Annotated in this window: 21 protein-coding genes and 1 tRNA gene; 20 read left to right on the forward strand and 2 right to left on the reverse strand. The window is 29.6% G+C overall.

The genetic code is table 11. The features are described 5' to 3' along the window. Positions 1-12 precede the first annotated feature (12 nt). The 10 genes from EXC59_RS00635 to EXC59_RS00680 all read left to right on the forward strand — a co-directional run bounded on the left by EXC59_RS00635 (position 13) and on the right by EXC59_RS00680 (position 15,165). Positions 13-1,389 (forward strand): Wadjet anti-phage system protein JetA family protein, encoded by a 1,377-nt coding sequence (locus tag EXC59_RS00635; protein ID WP_162163976.1) that lies wholly within the window; start codon positions 13-15, stop codon positions 1,387-1,389. Then, on the forward strand, positions 1,386-2,024 hold the full coding sequence (locus tag EXC59_RS00640) for a DUF4194 domain-containing protein (protein WP_035368983.1): 639 nt from the start codon (positions 1,386-1,388) through the stop codon (positions 2,022-2,024). Before EXC59_RS00635 ends, EXC59_RS00640 begins: the two co-directional genes overlap by 4 nt. Then, the gene (locus tag EXC59_RS00645; protein WP_035368985.1) at positions 2,002-5,265 is read left to right on the forward strand and encodes an ATP-binding protein; all 3,264 of its coding nucleotides are present in this window, start codon (positions 2,002-2,004) and stop codon (positions 5,263-5,265) included. The genes EXC59_RS00640 and EXC59_RS00645 overlap by 23 nt, the downstream gene beginning before the upstream one ends. Before the next feature lie 3 nt (positions 5,266-5,268). Next, positions 5,269-6,984 (forward strand): phosphoenolpyruvate--protein phosphotransferase, encoded by a 1,716-nt coding sequence (ptsP, locus tag EXC59_RS00650; protein WP_035368986.1) that lies wholly within the window; start codon positions 5,269-5,271, stop codon positions 6,982-6,984. A gap of 11 nt (positions 6,985-6,995) precedes the next feature. Continuing rightward, positions 6,996-7,084: transfer RNA gene (locus EXC59_RS00655), tRNA-Ser, on the forward strand. A gap of 305 nt (positions 7,085-7,389) precedes the next feature. Next, positions 7,390-7,584 carry a helix-turn-helix domain-containing protein gene (locus EXC59_RS00660; RefSeq protein WP_035368989.1) on the forward strand — a complete coding sequence of 65 codons (195 nt, stop codon included), beginning with the start codon at positions 7,390-7,392 and terminating at the stop codon, positions 7,582-7,584. A 2-nt stretch (positions 7,585-7,586) separates the two neighbouring features. Continuing rightward, entirely contained in the window at positions 7,587-10,154 is a 2,568-nt protein-coding gene (locus EXC59_RS00665; protein WP_035368991.1) for a type I restriction-modification system subunit M, read from the forward strand. A gap of 1 nt (position 10,155) precedes the next feature. After that, a complete protein-coding gene (locus tag EXC59_RS00670) occupies positions 10,156-11,412 on the forward strand; it encodes a restriction endonuclease subunit S (RefSeq protein ID WP_051658993.1) in 1,257 nt (418 codons plus the stop codon). A gap of 15 nt (positions 11,413-11,427) precedes the next feature. Beyond that, the gene (locus EXC59_RS00675; protein WP_035368993.1) at positions 11,428-14,562 is read left to right on the forward strand and encodes a type I restriction endonuclease subunit R; all 3,135 of its coding nucleotides are present in this window, start codon (positions 11,428-11,430) and stop codon (positions 14,560-14,562) included. A gap of 42 nt (positions 14,563-14,604) precedes the next feature. Continuing rightward, the gene (locus EXC59_RS00680; RefSeq protein WP_084145148.1) at positions 14,605-15,165 is read left to right on the forward strand and encodes a restriction endonuclease subunit S; all 561 of its coding nucleotides are present in this window, start codon (positions 14,605-14,607) and stop codon (positions 15,163-15,165) included. On the opposite strand, the gene EXC59_RS00685 is transcribed toward EXC59_RS00680, so the two are convergent. Beyond that, on the reverse strand, positions 15,157-16,074 hold the full coding sequence (locus EXC59_RS00685) for a site-specific integrase (RefSeq protein ID WP_035368994.1): 918 nt from the start codon (positions 16,072-16,074) through the stop codon (positions 15,157-15,159). The genes EXC59_RS00680 and EXC59_RS00685 overlap by 9 nt on opposite strands. An 89-nt stretch (positions 16,075-16,163) precedes the next feature. On the opposite strand from EXC59_RS00685, the gene EXC59_RS00690 reads away from it, so the two are divergent. From EXC59_RS00690 to EXC59_RS00730, 9 genes are all read left to right on the forward strand, one after another. After that, the gene (locus EXC59_RS00690) at positions 16,164-16,445 is read left to right on the forward strand and encodes a hypothetical protein (protein ID WP_035368995.1); all 282 of its coding nucleotides are present in this window, start codon (positions 16,164-16,166) and stop codon (positions 16,443-16,445) included. A gap of 11 nt (positions 16,446-16,456) precedes the next feature. Beyond that, entirely contained in the window at positions 16,457-16,837 is a 381-nt protein-coding gene (locus tag EXC59_RS00695) for a desulfoferrodoxin family protein (protein ID WP_051658995.1), read from the forward strand. 85 nt (positions 16,838-16,922) lie between these two features. Beyond that, complete coding sequence (locus EXC59_RS00700; RefSeq protein WP_035368996.1) at positions 16,923-17,462, forward strand: 2'-5' RNA ligase family protein; 540 nt, start codon at positions 16,923-16,925, stop codon at positions 17,460-17,462. 2 nt (positions 17,463-17,464) lie between these two features. Then, the gene (locus EXC59_RS00705; RefSeq protein WP_051658996.1) at positions 17,465-17,998 is read left to right on the forward strand and encodes a GNAT family N-acetyltransferase; all 534 of its coding nucleotides are present in this window, start codon (positions 17,465-17,467) and stop codon (positions 17,996-17,998) included. A gap of 143 nt (positions 17,999-18,141) precedes the next feature. After that, positions 18,142-18,969 (forward strand): helix-turn-helix domain-containing protein, encoded by an 828-nt coding sequence (locus EXC59_RS00710; RefSeq protein ID WP_035368997.1) that lies wholly within the window; start codon positions 18,142-18,144, stop codon positions 18,967-18,969. A gap of 21 nt (positions 18,970-18,990) precedes the next feature. Continuing rightward, positions 18,991-19,509, forward strand: coding sequence for a GNAT family N-acetyltransferase (locus EXC59_RS00715; RefSeq protein ID WP_035368998.1), 519 nt, complete (start codon positions 18,991-18,993; stop codon positions 19,507-19,509). 180 nt (positions 19,510-19,689) lie between these two features. After that, a complete protein-coding gene (locus tag EXC59_RS00720) occupies positions 19,690-20,109 on the forward strand; it encodes a hypothetical protein (RefSeq protein WP_035368999.1) in 420 nt (139 codons plus the stop codon). A gap of 64 nt (positions 20,110-20,173) precedes the next feature. Then, a complete protein-coding gene (locus EXC59_RS00725) occupies positions 20,174-20,707 on the forward strand; it encodes a hypothetical protein (protein ID WP_035369000.1) in 534 nt (177 codons plus the stop codon). Between the two features lie 340 nt (positions 20,708-21,047). Beyond that, a complete protein-coding gene (locus tag EXC59_RS00730; protein WP_035369002.1) occupies positions 21,048-21,896 on the forward strand; it encodes a fibronectin type III domain-containing protein in 849 nt (282 codons plus the stop codon). 52 nt (positions 21,897-21,948) lie between these two features. On the opposite strand, the gene EXC59_RS00735 is transcribed toward EXC59_RS00730, so the two are convergent. Beyond that, positions 21,949-23,130, reverse strand: a complete 1,182-nt coding sequence (locus EXC59_RS00735) for a class I SAM-dependent rRNA methyltransferase (protein ID WP_035369003.1) — start codon at positions 23,128-23,130, stop codon at positions 21,949-21,951. 155 nt (positions 23,131-23,285) lie between these two features. On the opposite strand from EXC59_RS00735, the gene EXC59_RS00740 reads away from it, so the two are divergent. After that, entirely contained in the window at positions 23,286-24,044 is a 759-nt protein-coding gene (locus tag EXC59_RS00740; RefSeq protein ID WP_035369004.1) for a hypothetical protein, read from the forward strand. Positions 24,045-24,159 lie beyond the last annotated feature (115 nt).

Genomic DNA, 24,159 nt, shown 5'->3' on the forward strand with positions numbered 1-24,159 from the left:
AGGAGGAATACTGTGGCAAATTTATTTGATCATATACCAGATACTTTATTCAACGTATTGTCCTCCCCTAATAAAAAAATATATGTAGACTGTTTATTCATCATTTATGATGCGACAAACTCAATTGAAGATGCTTTCCAAGGTGAACGTAACTTTGTTATTGGGAAGTTAGTAGATTATTTTGATGAAGTAAAAGAGTCCTTTGAGGTTGAAAACGAAGAAGCTTCTACATCACGTCAAAAGTCTGTTGCAGTTATTAATACATTAAAGGCCAATGGCTGGTTAGGGGAAGAAGAGTTAGGCGACTATAAGACTTCCTTAAATTTATTTGACTACTCAATTAAAATATTAGATCTTTTAAAGAAAATTTTAGAACAAGAAAATATGGAATACACTGGTGAAATATATACAGTTTATTCTCTTTTATCATCTTTTGATATCGATGAAGGTTTAACAATCATCGAACAATCCTACAAAAAGATTGATGATGTGTTAAGAAAACTAAAAACTTTAAAAGCAAATATTTATCGTTATTACTATGACTTAGTTCAATCTCACAAAAATGATGATTTACATGAAGTATTAGAAAGACTATTAGTAGACTATAAAACAAATTTCTTTGATAGTGCGTACTACCAATTAAAGACAACAGACTCATTACCAAGATATAAACGCAGTATCATGGAAAACATTAATAAGATTTATCAAAATGATAGTTATTTAGAATTAATGGCAAATCAAGTCTTAAAACAAAGAAAAAAGACAGAATATAATGATGCCTTTGATTATGTTGAATCAAAAATTAGATATATTAAAGATTCAATCGATGCGATTGAATACTTAGTGAGTGCAATTGATGAGAAAAACGAATTATACATCAATGCAGCTGCATCAAAGATTATGTTCTTAACAAATACGTCAGAAGATTTAGAAGGATTGTTAAATAGACTATTTAAGATTATCTTAAAAGAAAAAGAGTTTGATTACTCTAAAATCTTTAATTTAGTAAGAGCAAGAAACTTAGACGATAACTCACTACAAACGGTGCGTCGACCAAGAGTGGATGCAATTGCTGAAGAAGTAAACTATCAACAAGAAATTTCAGAAGAAGTTAAAGAACAAAAACTTGCAGCAATGATGAAAGCAAATCGCTTTAATAAGAGTGAAATTAATAAGTTTGTTGATTTATTATTGGATGGAAGAGATTATATTAAGGCTTCAGAAATTAATGTTGAAGATAATGAAGACTTCGTTAAATTAATCTTAATCTTCTTATTCAGTAAATCGGTTGGAATGAAATATGACGTCAGATTATTAAACTATGATGTGAGAATCGGGCAAATTAAGTTCCAAGAATTTGAAATTTATAAGAAGGGGTTAAGAAGATGATTGCGAAAAGTGCTGCATTAAAACAACTATTTGAAGAAATGGCTCAATTAAAAGAAGCCGAAAAACAAACTTTCTCAAGAGTCGTTAATAAATTATTCCAAGTTAACTACATTACAAGAAAAAAGATTGCAGATGCGAATGATTATCGTTTTATTCTTGCCTATAAGAATGTCTTTGAAGCATACTTTGCGTTAGCTGACTTTGAATTAATGATTGAACGACATGAAGAAGTTGTTTACATTAAAAATGAATCATCATTTAACCACTTAAGATTAAAGAAAGAAGAAAGTATCTTACTTTTAATCGTTCGTATGATTTATCAAGCGAAGATGAGTGTTGTTACCTTAGATGAAAACGTAGAGATTTATTTATCAGATATTCATAATGAGTTAGCTAAGGTTGGTTACTTAGATAACAAACGTATGACAAAAGATAAATTAAAACCAAGTCTACAATTATTAAAGAACTATAACATTATTGATTACATGGATAAAAACTTAAGAGATGATGCAAGAATCAAGATTTATCCAACCATTTTATTTGTTGTTAATATTGATAACATTAAAGATTTATTAGACCACTTAGACCAATACTTACAAGGAGGTAGTGACAATGAAGAAATTGACGAAGATTAAGTTAGTCAACTGGCACTTATTCTCTGACCAAACCATCAAGATTGATGATAATACATTAATTTCTGGTGAAAACGGATCAGGTAAATCAACGTTACTTGATGCACTACAATACTTACTTGTTGGCGCTAAATCAGGTGTTAAATTCAATATTGCTGCAACCGATGAAGCACGTCGTAGCTTAGAAGGTTATATTCGTGGAAGAATTGGTGCTGAAAATAAAGAGTACTTACGTAACAATGACGTTATTACCCATGTTGCCTTAGAATTTTATGATGAACAACATGATGAACCAAGTATTATCGGCTGTATTTTAGAGTTACCAAAGAATGGTCACTTAAAAGAAAGATTCTATATCTTAGATAAAGTAAATATCCATGATGGGTTATTTATGGATGGTAAAACACCACGTGATTACCGTTCAATGAAAGCTTATTTAAAGACTTTACAATTAGATTTAGATCCATTTAACACACAAAAAGAATATCGTGATGCATTAGCCAAATACTTTGGCATTGATGCGAAAAAATACGCTAAGATTTTACCTAAAGCCTTAGCATTTAGACCAATTGATTTACAATCATTTGTTTTTGAGTTCTTATTAGATGATGAACCAATTGATATTCAAAGTCTAAAGAATAATGTCACACAATTAAAACGTGTTGAAGGACAAATTAGATTAGATAGAGAAAAGTTAGAAAAGCTAGACAAGATTGTTAAACTTGGTGAAGGTTTAAACCAAAACTTAGATCAAATTAAGATTAATGAAATTATGTCTAAAATGGCATTCATTGAAAAACGTGAAGCCTTCTTATCAAGTTCAGAAGATCTATTAAATAAGGTGAATGCAAAATATGAAGTCTTAAAGGCTGAAAAAGAAGCATTAGACCAATTAGTAGAAGATAATGATACAGAAATCGTAGAACTTGAAAGTGCTAAAAATAATGATGATGTCACACGTACATTATCTAACCTTAAAGACCAATTAGAAAAGAAAGGCGAACAATATAACGATCAAAAACGTTTAGTCTCTGAATTAAAAGAAACATTAAACAGAGAAGTTGAAATTTATCGTGACTTTGTTCAATTAAATCCTTCTGCATCTATTTCAGGCTTCTTAAAATACTACACAGGTAATGAAGAAAACTCTAAAGTTTTAGACCTAACTAGTTATTTAGAAGGGGCAAATGCTGCAGCTCAAGGATTCCACAGTGCCTTATCTGTTGAAAAATTAGAATTAGAAAAACAACGTGGCAATATTTTAGGTGAAATCAATATTGCTCAATCAAGATTAAACGCATTAAAACGTAATGTGAAAACATATCCAAGAAATGTTCAACAATTAATTGATGCGATTAATAGTGAATTATCAAGTTACTACCGTAAAGAAATTAGAGTTAGACCTTTATGTGAATTAATTGAGGTTAACGATGAATCATGGCGTAATGCATTAGAAGGTTATTTAGGTGGTCAACGCTTTGACTTAATTATTGACCCACTATACTTTAACGATGCATTAGAAGTATATGATCGCGTAAAAACTGAGTTAGGTATTTATGGTGTTGGTTTAGTAAATACTTCAAAAATTGGAGAATATACAAACCATCAACCAAAATCACTAGCAACAAAAGTTTCTACGGACCATCCTTATGCTAGAAGCTATGTCAACATGTTAATGGGCTATGTGATTTGTGCAGAAAACTTACAAGACTTAAAAAATCATCAACGTGCAATCACTCGCACATGTATGACTTACTCAAACTATACTGCACGTCAAATTAACCCTAAAACATATGAAGTACCTTATATTGGTGCACAAGCAACGATGATGCAAGTTGAACTTGATCAAAAATTAGTTAATGAATTACAGACTGATTTAAACAAAGTGACTGATTTACTTGATAAGAATCAAAAAGCATTACGCTTATTAAACCAATCTAAGTTAAATCATATTGTTTCAACAAATATGGTTCGTTTATTTGATGTTATCAAACAAACAAGAAAAGAATTTGTTGAATTAGAAGAAAAAGTGAACACACTTTCAAGCAATCCTAAATTTGCTGAATTAGAAAACCAATTAACAGATGCTAAAAATAAGAAACGTCAATTACGTTTAGATTATGATAAGTTATCTGATAAGATGGCTGATTTAAGAAGTGAAAAGACAAGAATCTTAGAACAAATTGAAGAAGCAAGAGATTCTTTACAAGAATATCTTGATGAACAAAAGACTTGGACTGTTAAATATCCAACATTAATTTCAACAGCTTATAACCAATTTAGCGCATTAAAAGAACGTTACAGCAACAACTATGACATTATCACACGTGATTTAAGTCAATCAACTGTTGCGATTCAATCTCAAAATGCAAGAGCTGAAAGTGAAGTTGTTAACTTAATGCGTCAATACATCATTCAGTACCACTTCGGTGCAGCACCTGAAATTAGTGAACTTATTCACTTTGAAAAGGAAGCTAACCTTATCCGTGATAATAACTTAATGAAGTATGAACAAGAAGCAATTGAGTTAAGAAAAGCTTCTGAAATTGGATTTAGAGAAGAATTTGTTGGTAAACTACGTGCATCTATTGAAGCTGCTCAAATTCAAATTGAGGAGTTAAACTTAGCTTTAGAAGGTAAGAAGTTCGGTGCAGATACATATAAACTTACCACTCGTCCTTCTGATAACCCAGAATTTAAAGCATATTATGACATCATTATGGGTAGTGATGCAATCTTAAGTCACTCACTATTTACTGAAAACTTAACGAAGAAAAATGAAGTTATTTTAATGGAATTATTTAATAGAATTGCTTCATTTGATCCGGAAAATGATAAGTTTGCCCTACAGTTCTTAGATTACCGTTACTACATGAGTTATGATATTGAAGTTACATCAGAAAATGGTAATAAATCATTCTTTAGTAAGGTATCTAAAGAAAAATCTGGTGGTGAAACCCAAGTTCCATTCTATATTGTCATTGCTGCATCATTCCAACAACTACTTACTAAAAATAGAAGAGTTGATTCAGGATGTATCGTTTTATTCGACGAAGCATTTAATAACATGGATGAATCAAGAATTGATGCGATGATGAAGTTCTATAACTCATTATCGATTCAATTATTCATCGCTGTTCCACCACAAAGAGTTTCAAACATTATTAACTACGTAACTACATCACTCGCAATTGTTAAAGATAATGACTTTGCGATTGTAGAGGCATTTAAAAGAGAGGTCTAATTTATGAACGACATCAAACAAGGACTAAGCGTTTCAACAGGCGTTGCCATTGCCCGTATTCATCATTTATTTGATTTACCTCAAGTCGTGATTGAAAAGCGTGGTAAAGGCTTAGCATTCGAACAAGAAAGATTAAAAAACGCTTTAGCTGAAGCGGTAAAAGAATTAGAAGCATTAGCGAATCATGCCAAAGAAAAAGTTGGTCATGATGAGTCTAATATTTTTAATGCACAAGCGCTTATGTTAAAAGATCCTATGGTTTTAGATGTTAGTTTTAAAAAGCTTGAAAAGCATAATTATAATGCACCTTATGCTTTTAGAACAACCATGTCAGAAATGATTGATTTATTCGAAGTTTCTGATAACTTATATACAAAAGAAAGAGTATCAGATTTAAAAGATATTACGAAACGTGTTTTAAATATCTTATCAGAGAAAAAAGAAGATTTAAAAGAAATAAATGAGGATGTAATTTTAGTTGCAGAAGAATTATATCCATCTATAACAGTTCAATTAGATAAAACACATATTAAAGGCATTATTACAGAGAGAGGAAGTAAAACTTCCCACTCTGCAATTCTTGCACGTCAACTAGGTATTCCAGCAATTACAGGTGTTAAAGTATCTGAATTCATTGAAGGTGAAATCGCAATTATTGATGCGAAAAAAGGATTAGTGATACTTAATCCAAGTGTTTCTTATATTGAAAACTATTTAAGCATTGTTAAAAACATCGAAGCCCAAAATGAACTCTATATGAAAACTAAAGATTTACCAGCCAAAACAATGGATGGTAAAGAAATAAAATTAAACGCTAATATTGGTTCAGTTGATGACTTAGTCCATGCACATTCATTTGGAGCAGACGGCATTGGGTTATTAAGAACTGAAAACCAATATATGGAATCAACTAACTTTCCAACAGAAGAAGAATTATATACTTTCTATAAAGAAGCATTAGAAGAATTTAAAGATTCTAAAGTTGTTGTAAGAACTCTGGATATTGGTGGAGATAAAGATGTAGCTTATTTAAACCGTAAACAAGAAGTTAATCCCTTCTTAGGACATCGAGGCATTCGCTACAGCTTAGGTTACCCATCACTATTTAAAACCCAGTTAAGAGCACTTTTACGTGCATCTAATTATGGGAACTTAAATGTGATGTTTCCAATGATTTCAACAGTTGATGAAGTTTTAGAAGCTAAAAAAATAATCAAAGAAGCCAAAGAATCGCTTCATGAAGAGTTTGTTGAAGTGAAAAGCCCAAAAATAGGTATCATGATTGAAGTACCTAGTGCTGCGTTATTTGTTGATCGCTTTAGTAAACATATTGACTTTGTATCTATTGGAACAAATGACTTAATCCAGTACTTATTTGCAGCAGATAGAATGAATGATAAGATTAGTTACTTATACCAACCTTATCATCCAGTCTTACTTGAAACAATTGCTAAAATTGTTAAAGATGCACATAAAAATGGTATTAAAGTTTCTGTATGTGGAGAAATGGCAGGTCATCCAAAGCAAGCCCTTCTTTTATTGGGGTTAGGTGTTGATGAATTATCAATGAATGCCATTCAAATCCCAGAAATTAAGTATTTAATTTCAAAAACTAATGCATTAGACCTTGAAAAACTAGCACGAAAAGCTGTAAAATTAGATACGAACAAAGAAGTTCAAGAATTAATTGAAAAGTATATTGAGAAGCTAGCTATCTAGCTTCTTATTTTGGAACAATACTCAAGTGGCTGAAGAGGCAGGCTTGGAAAGCTTGTAGGCTGTCAAAGGCGCGCGGGTTCAAATCCCGCTTGTTCCGCCATATTGAATGCATAGGTTTGATACAATGTCAGACCTTTTTTATTTGTTGGCAGAAAGGGGAAAATCTCCTATTCGCCAGTTTTGTAGAGACTTGTAGTAGTCAGTTTTTAGGCTATTATTAGGTCTCTTTTTTATTTTCTAATCAACTATTTAACGATTACCATACTTTTTAACGATTTGACAACAATTTAACGATTTGAGACAAAAAGGATACAAACATGCTATTTATAGAGTAATTTATAGACGATTTGATAAAAAAGTGCTATAATCCTGAGTAGATATAAACATTTATAATAGGAGGTAACTATGGATTACCAACGACTAGTGAAGGAATTAAGACTAAAACTAATTTTATCTCAACAAGAATTTGCAGATTTGCTTAATGTTTCTTTTGCGTCCATTAATAGATGGGAAACTGGAAAACACGAGCCAACGATTAAAATAAAGAGAAAAATTGTGGAATTATGCAAATATAACAACATTAAATTGGAGGATGAATAAATATGAATAAACAACAATTAGCATCAAAAATTTGGGAATCAGCTAATAAAATGAGATCAAAAATTGAAGCTGGTGAATATAAGGACTATATATTGGGTTTCATGTTTTATAAGTTCTTATCGGATAAAGAAGTAAAATTTCTTAAGGATAAGGGATATACCGAAGAAGATATTATGATGCTTGATGAATCTGATAGTGAATCTGTAAAGTTTATTCAGAACAACATTGGATACTTTATCGCATATAAAGATTTATTTTCAACTTGGGTTGAAAAAGGATCTGATTTTGATGTAAGTGATGTACGGGATGCATTAAGCGCATTTGGTAGATTAATTAACAAGTCTCATAAAAAGGTATTTGATAGAATTTTCAACACACTTGAAACAGGTTTAAATAAACTAGGTGGATCTGCAGCAGAGCAAACAAAAGCCATTAGGGACTTAATTCAGTTGTTAAAGATAATACCTATGAACGGAAAACAAGACTATGACATCTTAGGCTTTATATACGAATATTTAATTAGTAACTTTGCTGTTAATGCGGGAAAAAAGGCAGGAGAATTCTACACGCCACATGAAGTATCTTTGTTAATGTCAGAAATTGTTGCTGATCATTTGAAACATAAAGAAGAAATTAAAATATACGATCCTACTAGTGGGTCAGGATCTCTATTAATCAATATTGGACATTCTATCTCAAAACATATGTCTAACAAAGACAATATCAAGTACTATGCACAAGAACTAAAAGAAAATACCTATAACTTAACACGTATGAATTTAATTATGCGTGGTATTTTACCAGATAATATTGTTGTTAGAAATGGAGATACACTTGAAAATGACTGGCCATACTTTGACGAATCAGATCCTCAGGGAACATATGATCCTTTATATGTTGATGCAGTTGTTTCAAACCCCCCATACTCTCAAAAATGGGATAGAGAAAATAAAGAATCGGATCCACGTTATTCAGAATTTGGTTTAGCTCCTAAATCAAAAGCAGATTATGCTTTTTTATTGCATGATTTATTCCACGTTAAACCAGATGGTATTATGACAATTGTTCTGCCACATGGTGTTTTATTTAGAGGTGGAGAGGAATATGAAATCCGCAAAAATCTAATTGAGAAGAATCATATTGATGCAATCATTGGGTTACCAGCAAATATCTTCTTTGGTACAGGAATACCAACCATAATTATGGTGCTAAAAAAAGAAAGCAAAAAAAGCAATGATATTTTAATTATTGATGCGTCAAAAGGGTTCATAAAAGTTGGCAACAAAAATCAGTTAAGAGCATCGGATATTAAAAAAATCACTGATACCGTAATCAACAAAGAAGAAATCGAAAGATATTCAAGAGTAGTAAGTATTGAAGAAATTAGACAAAATGACTATAACTTGAATATTCCAAGATATGTAGACTCATCAGAACCAGCTGAATCATGGGATATTTATTCTTTAATGTTTGGGGGAATTCCAAAGAAAGAAATTGAGAGCTTATCAAAATACTGGGAAGCATTTCCAAATTTAAAAAATGAATTATTTGAAGAAGTTAATGATGCATATGTATCCTTAAAACAAGAGGATATAAAACAAGTAATTGTAAAAAATAATGAAGTTAATAATTACATTAATAAATTTAAAGAACATTTCTCTGACTTTAAACTTTTTATGCAAAAAAGACTTATTGAAAATATGACTACTTTGAGCATACCAAAAGAAGTCCAAGTTATTAGCAATGAAATTTTCAGAAAAATGGAATCTTTCAAATTGTTGGATAAGTATAAATCGTATCAAGCATTTGAAGATCAGTGGAAAAAAATAGCAATAGATCTTGAAATCATTCAAACTGAGGGCTTTGATGCTGTTAAAAAAGTTGATCCTAACATGGTGATAAAGAAAAAAGACAATAGAGAAGAAGAAGTCCAAGAAGGATGGATGGGCAGAGTTATTCCTTTTGAGATTGTACAAAATACAGTCCTAAAAGCAGAGTTAACCCAACTTCAATCTAAAGAAGCAAGATTATCTGAAATTTTATCTAGCTATCAAGAAATTATAGACTCATTATCTGAAGAAGAAAAAGAATTAGTACTAAATGATAATGGCGATGCATTTGATGCTAAAAAAGTTAAAGAACAAATTAAAGAACTAGATGATGATATAAATGATGAAGAATCACTTAAATATAAGCTTGATAAGTATACCAAGCTTGCTTCAGAAGAGAAAGAACTTAAAAAAACAATAAAAAGTGATTCTGAAGATTTACATATTAAAACAAAGGAAACAATTGAATCGTTATCGAATGAAAAAGCAATTGATTTATTAATTCATACATGGATTAATCCTCTTATGGAATCAATTAATAAATTACCAAATGAAATCGTTAATGAGCTGACTTTAAAAGTCAAATTATTAAAAGAAAAGTATAATACTACATTCTCGGAAATAACAAAAGAAATTGCCAACACACAAGAAACTTTACTTTCTTTACTTGATGAATTAGAAGGTGATGATTTTGATATGAAAGGTCTTAGTGAATTAAAATCACTAATAAAAGGTGATTAAGATGGACAAGAATATGCGTACACCTTTATTGCGATTTAAGGGATTTACTGACGATTGGGAACAGTGTAAGTTATCTCAGTTTTATGATTTTTCAAAAGGTAAAGGCTTGTCATTGAATTCGTTTTATGAAGGAAAAGATTCGTTAGGCATTGCCTATGGTCACTTATACACAAAGTACACTGAAGTGATAAACAAAGTTAATTTAAGCACATATGATGATAATGGAGTATTGTCTAGAAAAGGAGATTTATTGTTTCCTGGATCAAGCACTGTTCCATTTGGAACAGCTCAATCTAACGCTATTATGTTGGATAATGTTAAATTAGGTGGAGATGTAATAATAGCTAGAGCAAAAGATTTATCTGTATATGCACCTTTTGTTAGTTATCAAATAAACGCCCAAAGAAGCAAGCTTTTTCCTATTACAGTAGGAACAACAATTACACATATGTATGGCAAGGACATAGCCAACATAGAATATATGTTTCCAAAATTTGATGAACAAGAAAAAATTGGAAGAACTCTAGAGAGTCTGGATTCTCTTATCACCCTTCATCAGCGTAAGTATGATAAGTTAGTTAATATAAAAAAATCATTGCTAGAAAAAATGTTTCCCCAAAATGGAGAATCAATTCCAAGATTGCGATTTAAGGGATTTACTGATGCTTGGGAACAGTATAAGCTTGGTGATTTAGGATTTTTCAAATCAAATGGGGTTGATAAATTGTCCAAACCTAACGAGATTCCTGTAAACCTTCTGAATTATATGGATGTATATAATAGACGTGAAGTATCTAATAAAAATGCAAATGAATTAATGCAAGTGACTGCAAAACCTAGTCAATTGATTGAGAATAGTGTCATGAAAAATGATGTTTTTTTCACACCAACTTCTGAAACACCACAAGATATCGGACGTGTGTATGTTATTGAAGAAACGCTTAATAATACGGTTTATTCATATCATTTGATGAGATTTAGACCTAACCAAGGAACATACTATCCAAATTTTCCAAACTATTCGTTAATGACTGAAAATGTTAGAAAGCAATTCTTTCTAGCAGCAAAGGGAGTTCAACGATATGTAATATCCAAAGCGGATTTCGAATCCATCGTAGATACTATTCCCGAATATAAAGAACAAGCAAAAATAGGGGAGTTTTTTAGATCAATAGATTCTCTTATCACCCTTCATCAGCGTAAGTATGAAAAACTACAAAATATCAAAAAAGCATTGCTTCAAAAGATGTTTGTCTAGAAAGGAGATTGAAATATGGCTTTTGATAATGAATTAATTTTTGAAAAAGAACTTATATCAGTCTTGACTCAGTATGGTTGGGAAAGAGAAGTGATTAAGAACCCATCTGAGGAAGATTTAATTAAAAATTGGGCAAACATCCTTTTCGTAAATAATAGAGAGATTGACAGACTTAACAATCAACCTTTGACTGATACTGAAATGCAACAAATACTTGAACAGATAAAGGCTTTAAGAACACCTTTAAAGTTAAATGGATTTATTAATGGAAAAACGGTATCTATCAAAAGGGATAACCCAAATGATACACTTCATTTTGGTAAAGAAATAAGTTTAAAAATTTATGACAGAATGGAAATTGCAGCTGGAAGCAGCAAATACCAAATTGCCAGTCAACCCAGATTTAAAACCCCAGGTATATTAAATGATAGAAGAGGAGACCTATTACTTTTAATTAATGGGATGCCTGTTATTCATATAGAGCTTAAAAAATCTGGCATACCAGTATCACAAGCTGCTAATCAAATTGAAAAATACTCTCGTGAAGGAGCATTTAGAGGTATTTTTTCTCTTATTCAGATTTTTGTTGCAATGAATCCGGAAGAAGCGATATATTTTGCTAATCCGGGAGAAGACAACAAATTTAATCCAAACTTCTTTTTCCGCTGGGCTGATTTTAATAATGAACCAATTAATAACTGGAAAGAATTTACATCTAAACTTTTATCCATTCCTATGGCTCATCAATTAATAGGGTTCTACACAGTTGCTGATAATACAGATGGACTTCTTAAAGTTATGAGAAGTTATCAGTATTATGCTGCAAATGCGATATCTGATAAGGTTTCAAAAACAGATTGGACAGCTAAAAATAATTTAGGTGGATACGTGTGGCATACAACAGGATCTGGAAAAACAATGACTAGCTTTAAGTCGGCTCAATTAATTGCATCATCAAAAGATGCTGATAAGGTAATTTTTTTAGTAGATCGTGTCGAACTTGGGACTCAATCATTAAATGAATACAAAAATTTTGCTAATGAAAACGAAGACGTACAAGCTACCGAAAATACCAATGCGTTAGTTACAAAACTTAAAAGTAATGATCCCTCAAACACATTAATTGTTACTTCAATTCAAAAGATGAGTAGAATCAGTGAAGATGAAGGTGGATTAAAGGCTAAAGATATCGAATTAATGAAATCAAAACGCATTGTTTTTATCGTTGATGAAGCCCACCGATCAACTTTTGGTGAAATGCTTTATACAATCAAGAAAACCTTCCCACAAGCCATTTTCTTTGGATTTACAGGAACACCTATCCATGAAGAAAACGAGAAAAATGATTCTACTACAGTGGATGTTTTTGGGGATGAATTACACCGATATAGCATAGCTGATGGAATTAGAGATAAGAATGTTCTTGGCTTTGATATCTATAAAGTACTGACATTTAAAGACATTGATTTAAGAAAAATGGTTGCTTTAGAAAAGGCAAAAGCTACTAGTGAAATTGAAGCAATTTCCGATCCAAATAAACAAGCAATTTATTATACATACATTAATGATGTTTCGATGGCGGGTTATTATGATGAAGCTGGTACCTATACTAAAGGTATTGAAGATTATGTTCCAAACTCACAATACGATAATATCAAGCATCATGAAATGGTAGTTGAGGATATCCTCACAAATTGGACTACATTAAGTAGAAACTTTAAGTTTCATGCTACTTTTGCAACAAGTAGCATAAAAGAAGCCATTGATTATTATAGACTTTTTAAATCTAAAGACTCAAATTTGAAAGTTGTTGGATTATTTGATCCAAGTATTGATAATAACGGTAATACAACGTTTAAAGAAGTAGGACTAGTTGAATTGCTAGAAGACTATAATACAAGATATGGAATGTCTTATACACTTGGTAATTGGGATAAATATAAAAAAGATATTGCTTTAAGATTAGCACATAAAGAACCATATATTAATATAGATAAAACACCTGAAAAGCAAGTAGATTTGTTAATAGTAGTTGATCAAATGTTAACAGGATATGATTCAAAATGGATTAATACGCTATATGTTGATAAAATTTTAAAATATGAGCAAGTCATTCAAGCATTTTCTAGAACCAATCGCTTATTCGGTCCTGACAAACCGTTTGGTACCATAAAGTATTATAGAAAACCACATACAATGGAAAAGAATATTGAAAGAGCTATCAAATTATATTCAGGTGATAAACCGCTTGGACTATTCGTTCCAAAAATTAAAGAAAATTTAGAACGAATGAATGCGATATACAGAGAAATTGAAGAATTATTCAAAACAAATGGAGAAACAGAATTCACAAGATTACCTGAAGATTCAGCATCAAAAGCCAAATTTTCTAAACTATTCAGACAACTTAACGAGGTGTTGGAAGCTGCAAAAATTCAAGGTTTTAAATGGCAAGACGTTAAAAAAGTAGAACATCTAAAAGGTGATGAATTAGAAATTAAGTTTGATGAAAAAAAATATTTAACATTAGCACTAAGATATAAAGAACTACCAACATCTGAAAAAATCAAATTAGATGATGTGCCTTATGAAATTGATGGATACTTAACAGAAATAAACACGGGTTTGATTGATACGAACTACATGAATTTAAGATTCGATAAGTATCTAAAAGCTCTTAATGAAGGGAATTTAGAAGAGCAGATGAAAACACTACATGAACTTCATAGTACTTTCGCAACATTAACTCAGGAAGAACAAAAGTATGCAGCAATTTTCTTAAGAGACGTTGAACGTGGTGATGTAAAGATTGTTGAAGGTAAAACTTTACGAGATTATATTACCGAGTATCAAGTAAAAACAAAAAATGATCAAATTTCAAAATGTGCGTTATTACTTGGATTAGATGAATCGAAACTTAGACAGCTTTTAACAATTAAGGTAACGATGCATTCAATTAATGAATTTGGACGTTTTGATGATCTTAAAAATACAGTTGATATTTCAAAAGCAAGATTGTTCTTTGAAAAAATAGAAAAAACAAAACTGACACCTCCAAAAATTCATATTAAGGTCGATGAATTTCTAAGAAAATTCATCTATGAAAGTGGATTTGAAATAAAGTTACCTACTGATGAAGAAAATGATTAATTATCTGTTGATTAGAAGAACCTATACTGGTTCTTTTTTTCTATTACTTGGGAACAGTGTAAAATAGGACAGTTTGGTTTTTATATATCAGACGGAAACTACGGCGAGCTTTATCCTAAGGTTGATCAACTGATTAACCAAGGTATCCCATTTATAAGAGTTAATAATATTAAAAACGGTTATCTAACTAATAAAGACCTTATTTTTATTCCAGAAAAATTGCACGAAACACTTTTAAGTGGTCATTTAGAAACTGATGATATCCTTATAACGAATAGGGGACAAATTGGCTTAGTAGCATATGTTGATAGATCCTTTAACAACGCTAATATTAACGCTCAAATTTGTTTGATTAGAACTAGTAAAGAAATGTATAGTAAGTATCTTCATCAATACTTACAAACAGCAAGTTCACAATCTGAAATACTAGCTTTTCAAACAGGAAGTGCATTAAAGCAATTACCTCGAGCTAGACTAAATGATTTAACAGTTAAGTTCCCCGTCAATAAGACTGAGCAAAAATTTATTGGAGACTTGTTCTTTAGTATTGATAATCTTATCACCCTTCATCAGCGTAAGTGCGAGTATATTTTATTAATTTAGTCCTGATAGCAGTCTCATTACTTGATCTATGTCTTTATTTTCTAATTCTTGTATAACATGTAAATATATTTTCTGAGTGGTTGTCATACTAGCATGACCAAGTCTTCTAGCTACACTTGCGATCGAAACTCCCGAATATAGCAGCAATGAGGCGTGTGTATGACGCAATCCATGAATTGATATCTGAGGAATATTTACTCTTTTACAATGTCTAGCTAAAATCTGATTTATAGTAGAATTGTATGTCTTACCATCAATAAAAATAGGTTTATTCTTATCTAAATTATTTAATAATCCAGCAAATTGCGTAACAGTTTTCCAATCAATCTGTATTTTTCTAATTGATGATTTATTCTTTGTTTCTTGAAAACCTCCTATCCCTTTGTAATCCCATGTCTTATTAATTGAAATTGTTTGATTTGCATAATCAAAATCTTTAGCAGTAAGACCAAGTGCTTCCGAAAATCTCATACCTGTTTTAGCGATGATAAGTATTAACCAGTCTGCATTAATTTTACTTGATAACTCTAAATTAGATATTAGTGTTTGAAGTTGAAATTGATTTAAGTATTTAATTTTCTTCTCTTTCGGTTTTTTTCCTTTAATAATCACTTTTCTAGTAGGATCATTTGCAATTAATCCTTCGTCAACTGCATCCAAAATTGATCCTTTAAGTTGGTGATGAAAATCCATAGTTGTTTGCTTTTCATGTGTTTTTGCATAATCATTTAGCAACTGTTGATAAATAGTTCTAGTTAACTCGTTAGTTTTTAAATTAGGTACTAATTTTTTCAACCATCTTAATGTTAAGTAATATTTCTTTAAAGTTACATTTTTAACTGCTCCTTCTTTATATAGTTTTATCCAATTTTCATAATAATCAACAAATAGTTTATGTCTTCTTTGCATTTTAAAATCCTTTTCTATATTTTTATAAAACTTACGCTGATCAAAATCAAGTATTAGAAGTATCTAGATATGAATTATCAGGTATCCAGATGCAAGATAAAGAAAGTTTTGTTCCATATGAAAAATTTCAAGTACATCCAGCATCAGATAAAATAAAAGTTGAAGTCATATCTATTCAATCTAAAAATGGATTTTGGACTGAACAAAGATGGAGTTTTGACCAAATAGATGATGATACTGAACTGCTAAATGCTAAATGTGAAATTGAGTACAATAAATATAAAATGGTATATTTCCCAGACTGGTTATATATTCTTTGCTTAATCTTATTTGGATGCTTAGTCGTTGAAATATTTAAAATACTTAATTAGAGGCTACTTAAATGAAAATATTTGAATGTGAATCATGTAATGATGTTTGGATTAAACTACAAGTAGCTGAAACGATGAATTGTTGTCAAAATGAATTACATCAAGTAAAAGAGAATATGGACCCTGAAGTTATTGAAACACACACACCAATCATAAAGAAAATGGGAGATTTCATTTACGTAGAAGTCAATAAAGAACATCCGATGCTTGATGTACATCATTTAGAATTGATTATTATAGAGACCAATCATGGAGTTCATGTAAAAAAACTATTTTCACAAAATTTAATAAAGGCACAATTTATCCTAACTGAAGGGGAAGTTATCATCAATATATATGTATATTGTAATGTACATCATTTAATTAAAATAACAGATATAAATCTTTCGTAAAGTTCAATAATATTCGATACAATTAGTATCGAATTTTTATTTTATTAATTATCAAGTATAATTTAAATAGATGGAGGAATTAGTTATGAAAGATTATGCAATCATAGTACGATTTGATGAGACATCAGAATATATAATTCAGTCATTCATTGAAGAGATTAATTTAAAACTAAATACTAATTTTAATATTCCACCACATATTACATTAGGTGTTTTTAAAACTGATAATTTAACCTTATTTATGAAGGATTATGATCGTTTTGTAAGTGAGTTAGTAAAAGGAGAAGTAACTTTTTCTTCACTGGGTACATTTGTTCCTAAAGTGTTATTTTTGGCACCGGTAATAAATGAGGTCTTGCTTAAAAATCATGGAGTCATTCATAGGTTTTTAGAGAATGCGAATAAAGATTTAATTTATCCGTCAAATTATTTGTATTATACAAAGAATCACTGGCAACCACATTGTACGATAGGAATTAATTATACAAAAACAAAATTAAAACGTGCAATTGAAGCCGTTTTACCATTAGTTAAGCCATTAACTGTTCAAATTAAATCAATTCATTTAGTTGAGGCTCACCCATATGTCGAAATAAGTGAATTTGATCGATTAATAGGAGAATAAGTATGGAACTCATTTCCAATAAAGTCATCTTAAGAGATTTTGATGAAACAGATTTTTCATTTTATGAAGCGTTAGAAACTGACCCCAAGACATTAAAATATGAAAGTGATTATATACCAACTAAAGAAGAACTTATAATTAGGTTTCATAATATTTTAGAACTACAAAAAGAAATAGAAAGAAATAAGTTCTCATTATTAATTGTAGATAAAAAATCAAATACTTTGGTAGGAAAAGTTGTAGCTTGGAAGACAAATGAAGAAATTAGTGAATGGGAAATTGGATGGTTTATTCAAAGTAGTTTATATAATAAAGGGTACGCAACTGAAGCAGCTAAACTATTAAAAGACTACTTGTTTTATGTTAAAGGTATAAATAGACTACAATCCCTCTGTCATGAAGAAAATAAAGCATCAGAAAAAGTGATGATCAAAATTGGTATGCAAAAAGAAGGTACTTTAAGAGCTGCTAGAAAACTAAATGGCGAGTATGTGAATATGTTGATTTATTCAATTATAAAAGAAGATTTAGATTAAACACCTTGCCTAAGGTGTTTTTTATTTCTCATAAATTAAATAAATTAACTATTGGTTAAGTTCTAAATTCTATATAATTAGTGTATTTATCTAACATGAATCGCTATAATGAAGGTGTATATAAAATAAATAGGGGGATTTATATGCTTAAAATCAATGAAAATATTCGCATCTTAAGAAAAGATAATAATTTGACACAAGAAAAACTAGCAAGTTATTTAAATTTAAGTGCTGTTTCAGTATCAAAATGGGAAAGTGGAGAGACTTGTCCGGATATTTCATTAATTCCTGAATTAGCTTACATATTCAAGGTTTCAATAGATGAACTTATGGGATATGATTATACCAAAAAAGAATTAGAAATATTAGATATTATGGATAAGTATCAAAAAATAGATAATCATCTTAAGTATAATGGTGAATGTAAGTTAATTAATGATGCATATAGAAAATATCCTAATGATTTAAGAATTATTAATTTATATATGTTTGATAAGGCTGGAGGGTATGCTGACAATGATCCTAAAGTACTTATTAAACATAGCGTTGAATTGCTTCATCTATCTAATAAAATAAAAGAAGAATCAAAAGACTTAAAATTAGTAATTGACGCAATTACTTTAGCAGCAAAAATCTATTTAGCAACAAACCAAAAAGAAAAATCAATTGAATTAATTCATGGTTTACCTTCCTTATATCACACAAGTAATCAAAGACTTGAACAATTATTTGATAAAAATACTAAAGCGTATATGGATGTTTTAAATGAGAACTTAAAGGAAGTTAGTTCTTTATTTGGGGATAAACTGATTAAGTCAATTTATTATGATTTAAATTTAACAAATACTGAAAAGAAAACGAAGATAGAATCACTGTTAAAATGGTTATGCATAGAGAGTAAAAACTATATAGGAGTAGCAGAAATATACAATCAAATATATAATAGAGCTATGCATTATAAAATGCTTTAATAATGGAAAGATGGGCTATATATGAAACTAGAAACCAAAAGACTCATACTAAGAGAGTTAACCATAAATGATTTAGAGGCCCTTAAAAAAGTTATTGGTGATAAAGATAATATGAAATATTATCATGAAGACTTTGATGAAAAGAAAGTCATAGAATGGATTCTAAGAAATATTGAACGTTATAAAACTTTTGGGTTTGGTTTATGGGCAGTATGTTTAAAAGAGAGTGGTGAACTAATAGGTGATTGTGGACTTACGCTGCAAAACATTCACGAAGTGATTAGACCTGAGATAGGTTATCATATAAGACGTGATATGCAACAAAAAGGTATTGCTAAAGAAGCAGCAATTGCAGTAAGAGATTGGACATTTAGTAATACACCTTTTAAAGAAATTTATTCATATATGAAAAGTCATAATCATGCATCAAGACAAGCTGCATTATCGTGGGGCTGTCAATTTGTTGAAGAGTATGTATCTCAAAATGAATTAATTAGTGTATATAAAATTAAAAAAGAAGATATAAAAAGATATTTATAAAAAATAAGAAAATAGAGCTAAACGCACGTTAGCTCTATTATTTTTCTACATATATTGCTTAAACGGACAAAAAATTCAAAAATAGACAAGTGGTTCATATATTTTATGAATAAAAAAATATGTACATGATAAACTGAAAGTATAAGAACGATTAAAAAAATAAAGTCTATAGGGGTAAGTATGACGAAAAATCATAAAATTGTATTTTATGGGTGTATTTTTATCTTCTTTGTATTTGGTGTGTTGTTTATAAATAATCAAATGAGTTATGTAAATCTAAAGGAAGAAAATTATCAGTTTGTAAAAGATAATCTTTTATCTTTGACTGAAAGTGATCAAAGAATTGAAATTAGAAGTGCATCGATCTATAAAGATAATGAACATACATTTCTAGTGATTGAATATGATTTAGTTTCTGAACGTAAAAAAACATCAAGTTTTTTAATTGTACATAAAGAAACAAATACATCAATTAAATCAGGAGAAGAAAAAGAGTTTTTAGATTTAATGGTGCAGTTTGAAAAGACAAAAGATAATTATAATCAAAAAATAACATACGATTTATTCGATATGAATGAAATAAAAAAAGGTAATGGATAAATTTTATAGAAAATAACTATATAATGAAGATGAACTGATATAGTTGTTTAAGGGGGATAAATATATGAATGACTTTATAAATATATTGAAAATGTTTATAGATAGTAAAGAAACGATTGCTTTATATTTGAATCCAGATGATCCAAATATGTTTGTTGTAGGTGAAGTACTTAATGTTTCTGAAGAATATTTTTTAATTAAAATGACTGATCCATACGGTAGACATGATGGTTACTTACTTAATAATATAGAAGATATTACGAAGATTGAAACGGATTCAATTTATTTAAATAAGTTACTACAAATATCTGATCAACTTTCTATGAATATAATATTTTCAGATAAAGAAGATATTTTACATCAAGTACTGACTTATTTATATGAACATGAAGTGTTAGCAACATTTTCATTCTTATCTTCTGAACATAAAGTGATTGGATACATTCAATCTATCCAAGATGGTTTAATCTTTGTTAAACAAATTAATAATGATGGAAAAGTTGATGGTAAAGTGATTTTTCAATTAGATTATCTATCATGGCTAACATGGGATACAGATGATGAAACCAGGTTATCCAAACTTGAAAATATAAACTAGGATATAATAAAAAGTAAAATAAATCATCACACATGTGCACGCATAAATATATTAAAATACAACAAAAAATTTAGAAAAATGGGCAATATGCTCATTTTTTTTGTAAACCACAAAAAAACACAAAAAAATCTTATATTTTGATTATTTATCAATCTTTTTTTAGATATTTTTTATTCATAGTTAATATTGTCGTTTTAATTATAGAATTGCTTGAAATATATATTTTATAAACTATAATATGATTGAAATCACTCCGAACTGAACGGTTGAATTTTGGGCATGGTGCGCATGTCTAGATTTCATCCTGGATTTCAATTAAAAATTTAAAGGAGAAAGAAATATGAAATTATTATTTAAAAAAGCATCAATTATATTTGTTGCAAGTGCGTTATTCTTCTTAGTTGCATGTACTAAAAATACTGAAAACTTAGCAAAAGTTGAAAATGTAAAAGTTGAAGAACAAAAACTTGTATGGGATGAAGTAGCAAACGCTGATTACTACGAAGTATATATCAGCAATGTTGAGGGAAGTCCATTTAAGGTAGAAGCAAATGAGTTTGCGTTATATGAAAAAATCGTTGCGGGTGTTGAATACTCAATTCAAGTTAAAGCATTAAGCAACAATGAAAAGTTTCTAGCCTCAGAATTATCAGCAGAAGTTAAACATTTAAAATATGGTCAACAAAAATTAGCATCACCAGTTGTTACATACGCTGAAAATAAATTATCTTGGGAAGCTGTTGAAGGTGCTGATTCATACTTAATCGAAATTGGTAACTATAGAATCAATACGAAAGAATTATCATTTGAAGATGATGGTGCTAGATTCAAAGTTGAAAAAGTTTATGAAGCTAAAATCTCAGCAATCTCTGCAGTTAATAAAGAATTAAACTCAGTAGCTACTAAGATTGACTATATCTTACATTATAGATTTGTTCAAGCTCCAGTATTATCATTAGAAGGTTCAGTAATTACTTGGGAAGCAGTTGAATGTGCTACATCATATTTAGTTGTTGTTGATGATGTAGAAGTAGAAGTTAAAACATTATCAATTGATTTAGCAGTTAAATTCCCTAAATTAAAAGATGGAGAATATGAAGTTACTGTTACTGCATACAATCCAGCATTCGTTTACAACTTAGATAATGCTAAAGCGACATTAACTTACGTTAAACAAACAGTTGAATAAGCTTAAAAATAAAAGTCACTCGATTGAGTGACTTTTTTCTTTGAAATAAAAATTAAGCGTGATCAGATACTTTAACAACAACATACTTTAAATATAAAGATGCATCAGCACTGAAAAGCACTGGATGATCAGCATCTTGAATCTTAAAGTCAATCATTTGAACTTTACGGTTACTATCAAGTGTTGCATCTGCAATCATTTCTAAGAATAATTCAGGATACATATAATGACTACAACTACATGTAATAAGATACCCTCCTGATCTTAACATCTTCATTGCTTGAAGATTAATTTCTTTATAGCCTTGATAAGCCTTCTTGATATCTTCTTTTTTCTTAACAAATGCTGGTGGGTCTAAAACGATGACATCAAACTTTCTATTTTCTTTGTTAAATTCTCTTAGTTTATCAAAGACATCGCAAACTTCAGTCTTAACATTACTAAATCCATTGAGTTTAGCATTCTTTTCAATTTGAAGTGTTGCATCTTTAGAAATATCTAATGCTAATACTTCTTTAGCACCAAAACTTGCAGCATGTAAGGCAAAGCCACCAATATGAGAGAAGCAGTCTAAAACATCTTTATTTTTGACATATGACTTAATAGCGTAATGGTTTGCTTTTTGGTCTAAGAAAGTACCAGTTTTTTGACCATTTTTAACATCGATAGCGAGTTTAATATGGTTTTCATAAATGATGATTTCATCTGGAACATCACCATATAAGACACCTTTAAATTGTTCTAGTCCTTCTTTAGATCTAGATGGTAAATCACTGCGTTCGTAAATTCCTTTAGGGTTAAATAATTCAACCATAATATCTACAAACATTTGTTTTCTTTGGTCAATTCCATATGATGAAATTTGAATGACTAAATAGTTATCATATTTATCAATAATTAATCCAGGAATGCCATCAGCTTCAGAAAAGAATAAACGATATGAATTATCAAATCCCAAGTCTATTCTTGAATCATTAGCCTCTTTAATTAATTTCTTGAAAAAGTTTTTATCTAAATCAACATCTTTTCTAGATAAAATTCTAACAAAGATTTTTGAATTGGTATTTAAAAATTCTTTTCCAATAAATTCGCCTCTAGAACTATAAACACTTGCGATTTCTCCAGATTTAATGTCGCCTTCTAACTTATCAATTTCATTTGAATAGACGAAGTTTTCTCCATCTTTTAATCTAAATTCTTCTTTCGGTTTTAAAAATACTTTTAACTTTGACATAATAATTACCTCGCAATCAATTATAACACGATAATATAGCCGAAAAGTTGGTTTCTTTCGTATTTAATTATAAAAAATACATAATTATGTAAGATGTTTTAATAGAATGAAAGTGAAAGGATTTTTTATTTCCTATAAGATAAGAGGGGGTTATCATGGATTACTATAAACAAATAAAGTACTATGAGTTTAAAAAATCACTATTGAATAAAGTCATTAATATTTTAAATGTCATCTTAATCTTTTTTAATTTGATGGCACTTTTAATCACAGCTTTAATTTTTTTCTTAGCCCTCATGCTACTTGGATGGGCTAAAACAACATATTTTAGAACACCTTTATCAAGTAATAACTCTGAATCTGGATTAGTTAAAGTCTATATGGAGCGTTATGAAGAAGAATACTTATATTTTGACTTCATGATAAATGACCTTATTTTAGAAGATGATACATTTATTAGTGGCGATGAGGGTGGTAAAAGTTTTGTACTTCAGATTATAGCTGATGGTAGTTTATTAACGAAAAAAGAAGAAGGATATTATTTGATTCCTAAAGATACGAAAACAATTAGAGTCTCAATGAAACTTTTAACAAATCATAGAACATCAAATAATGAAACAATGATTGTTCTTAACTTTGAAGATGAATACACTGTTACATTTTCTAATTTTTTTGATGAAGAAAACAAAAAAATAAATAGAGGGCTTTATAATATCAAAATAAAAGAAAAGATTGGAGAAAATGAAACATTACTTAATTATGGACCTTTCCGTCGTTTACGCATAATAAGTATTATGACATTATCGTATACATTACTTAATATCATTAAAATATTTATTTTAATTGATCGCTTAAAGGGTTTTGATAAAGAACAGTATAAGATTTCCAAACAGTTGAATAAATTAAAAAATTAAATTAAAAATCATTAAAAGATGCAACAAAAATGCAAGTTACATCTTTTTTTATGACAGAACTTTCCTATTGGTTGACAAAGTAGGTGAAAAATTGGAATATAATTGACTTCTAATT

It is taken from the genome of Acholeplasma hippikon, from assembly GCF_900660755.1.
Classification (GTDB): Bacteria; Bacillota_I; Bacilli_A; order Acholeplasmatales; family Acholeplasmataceae; genus Acholeplasma; species Acholeplasma hippikon.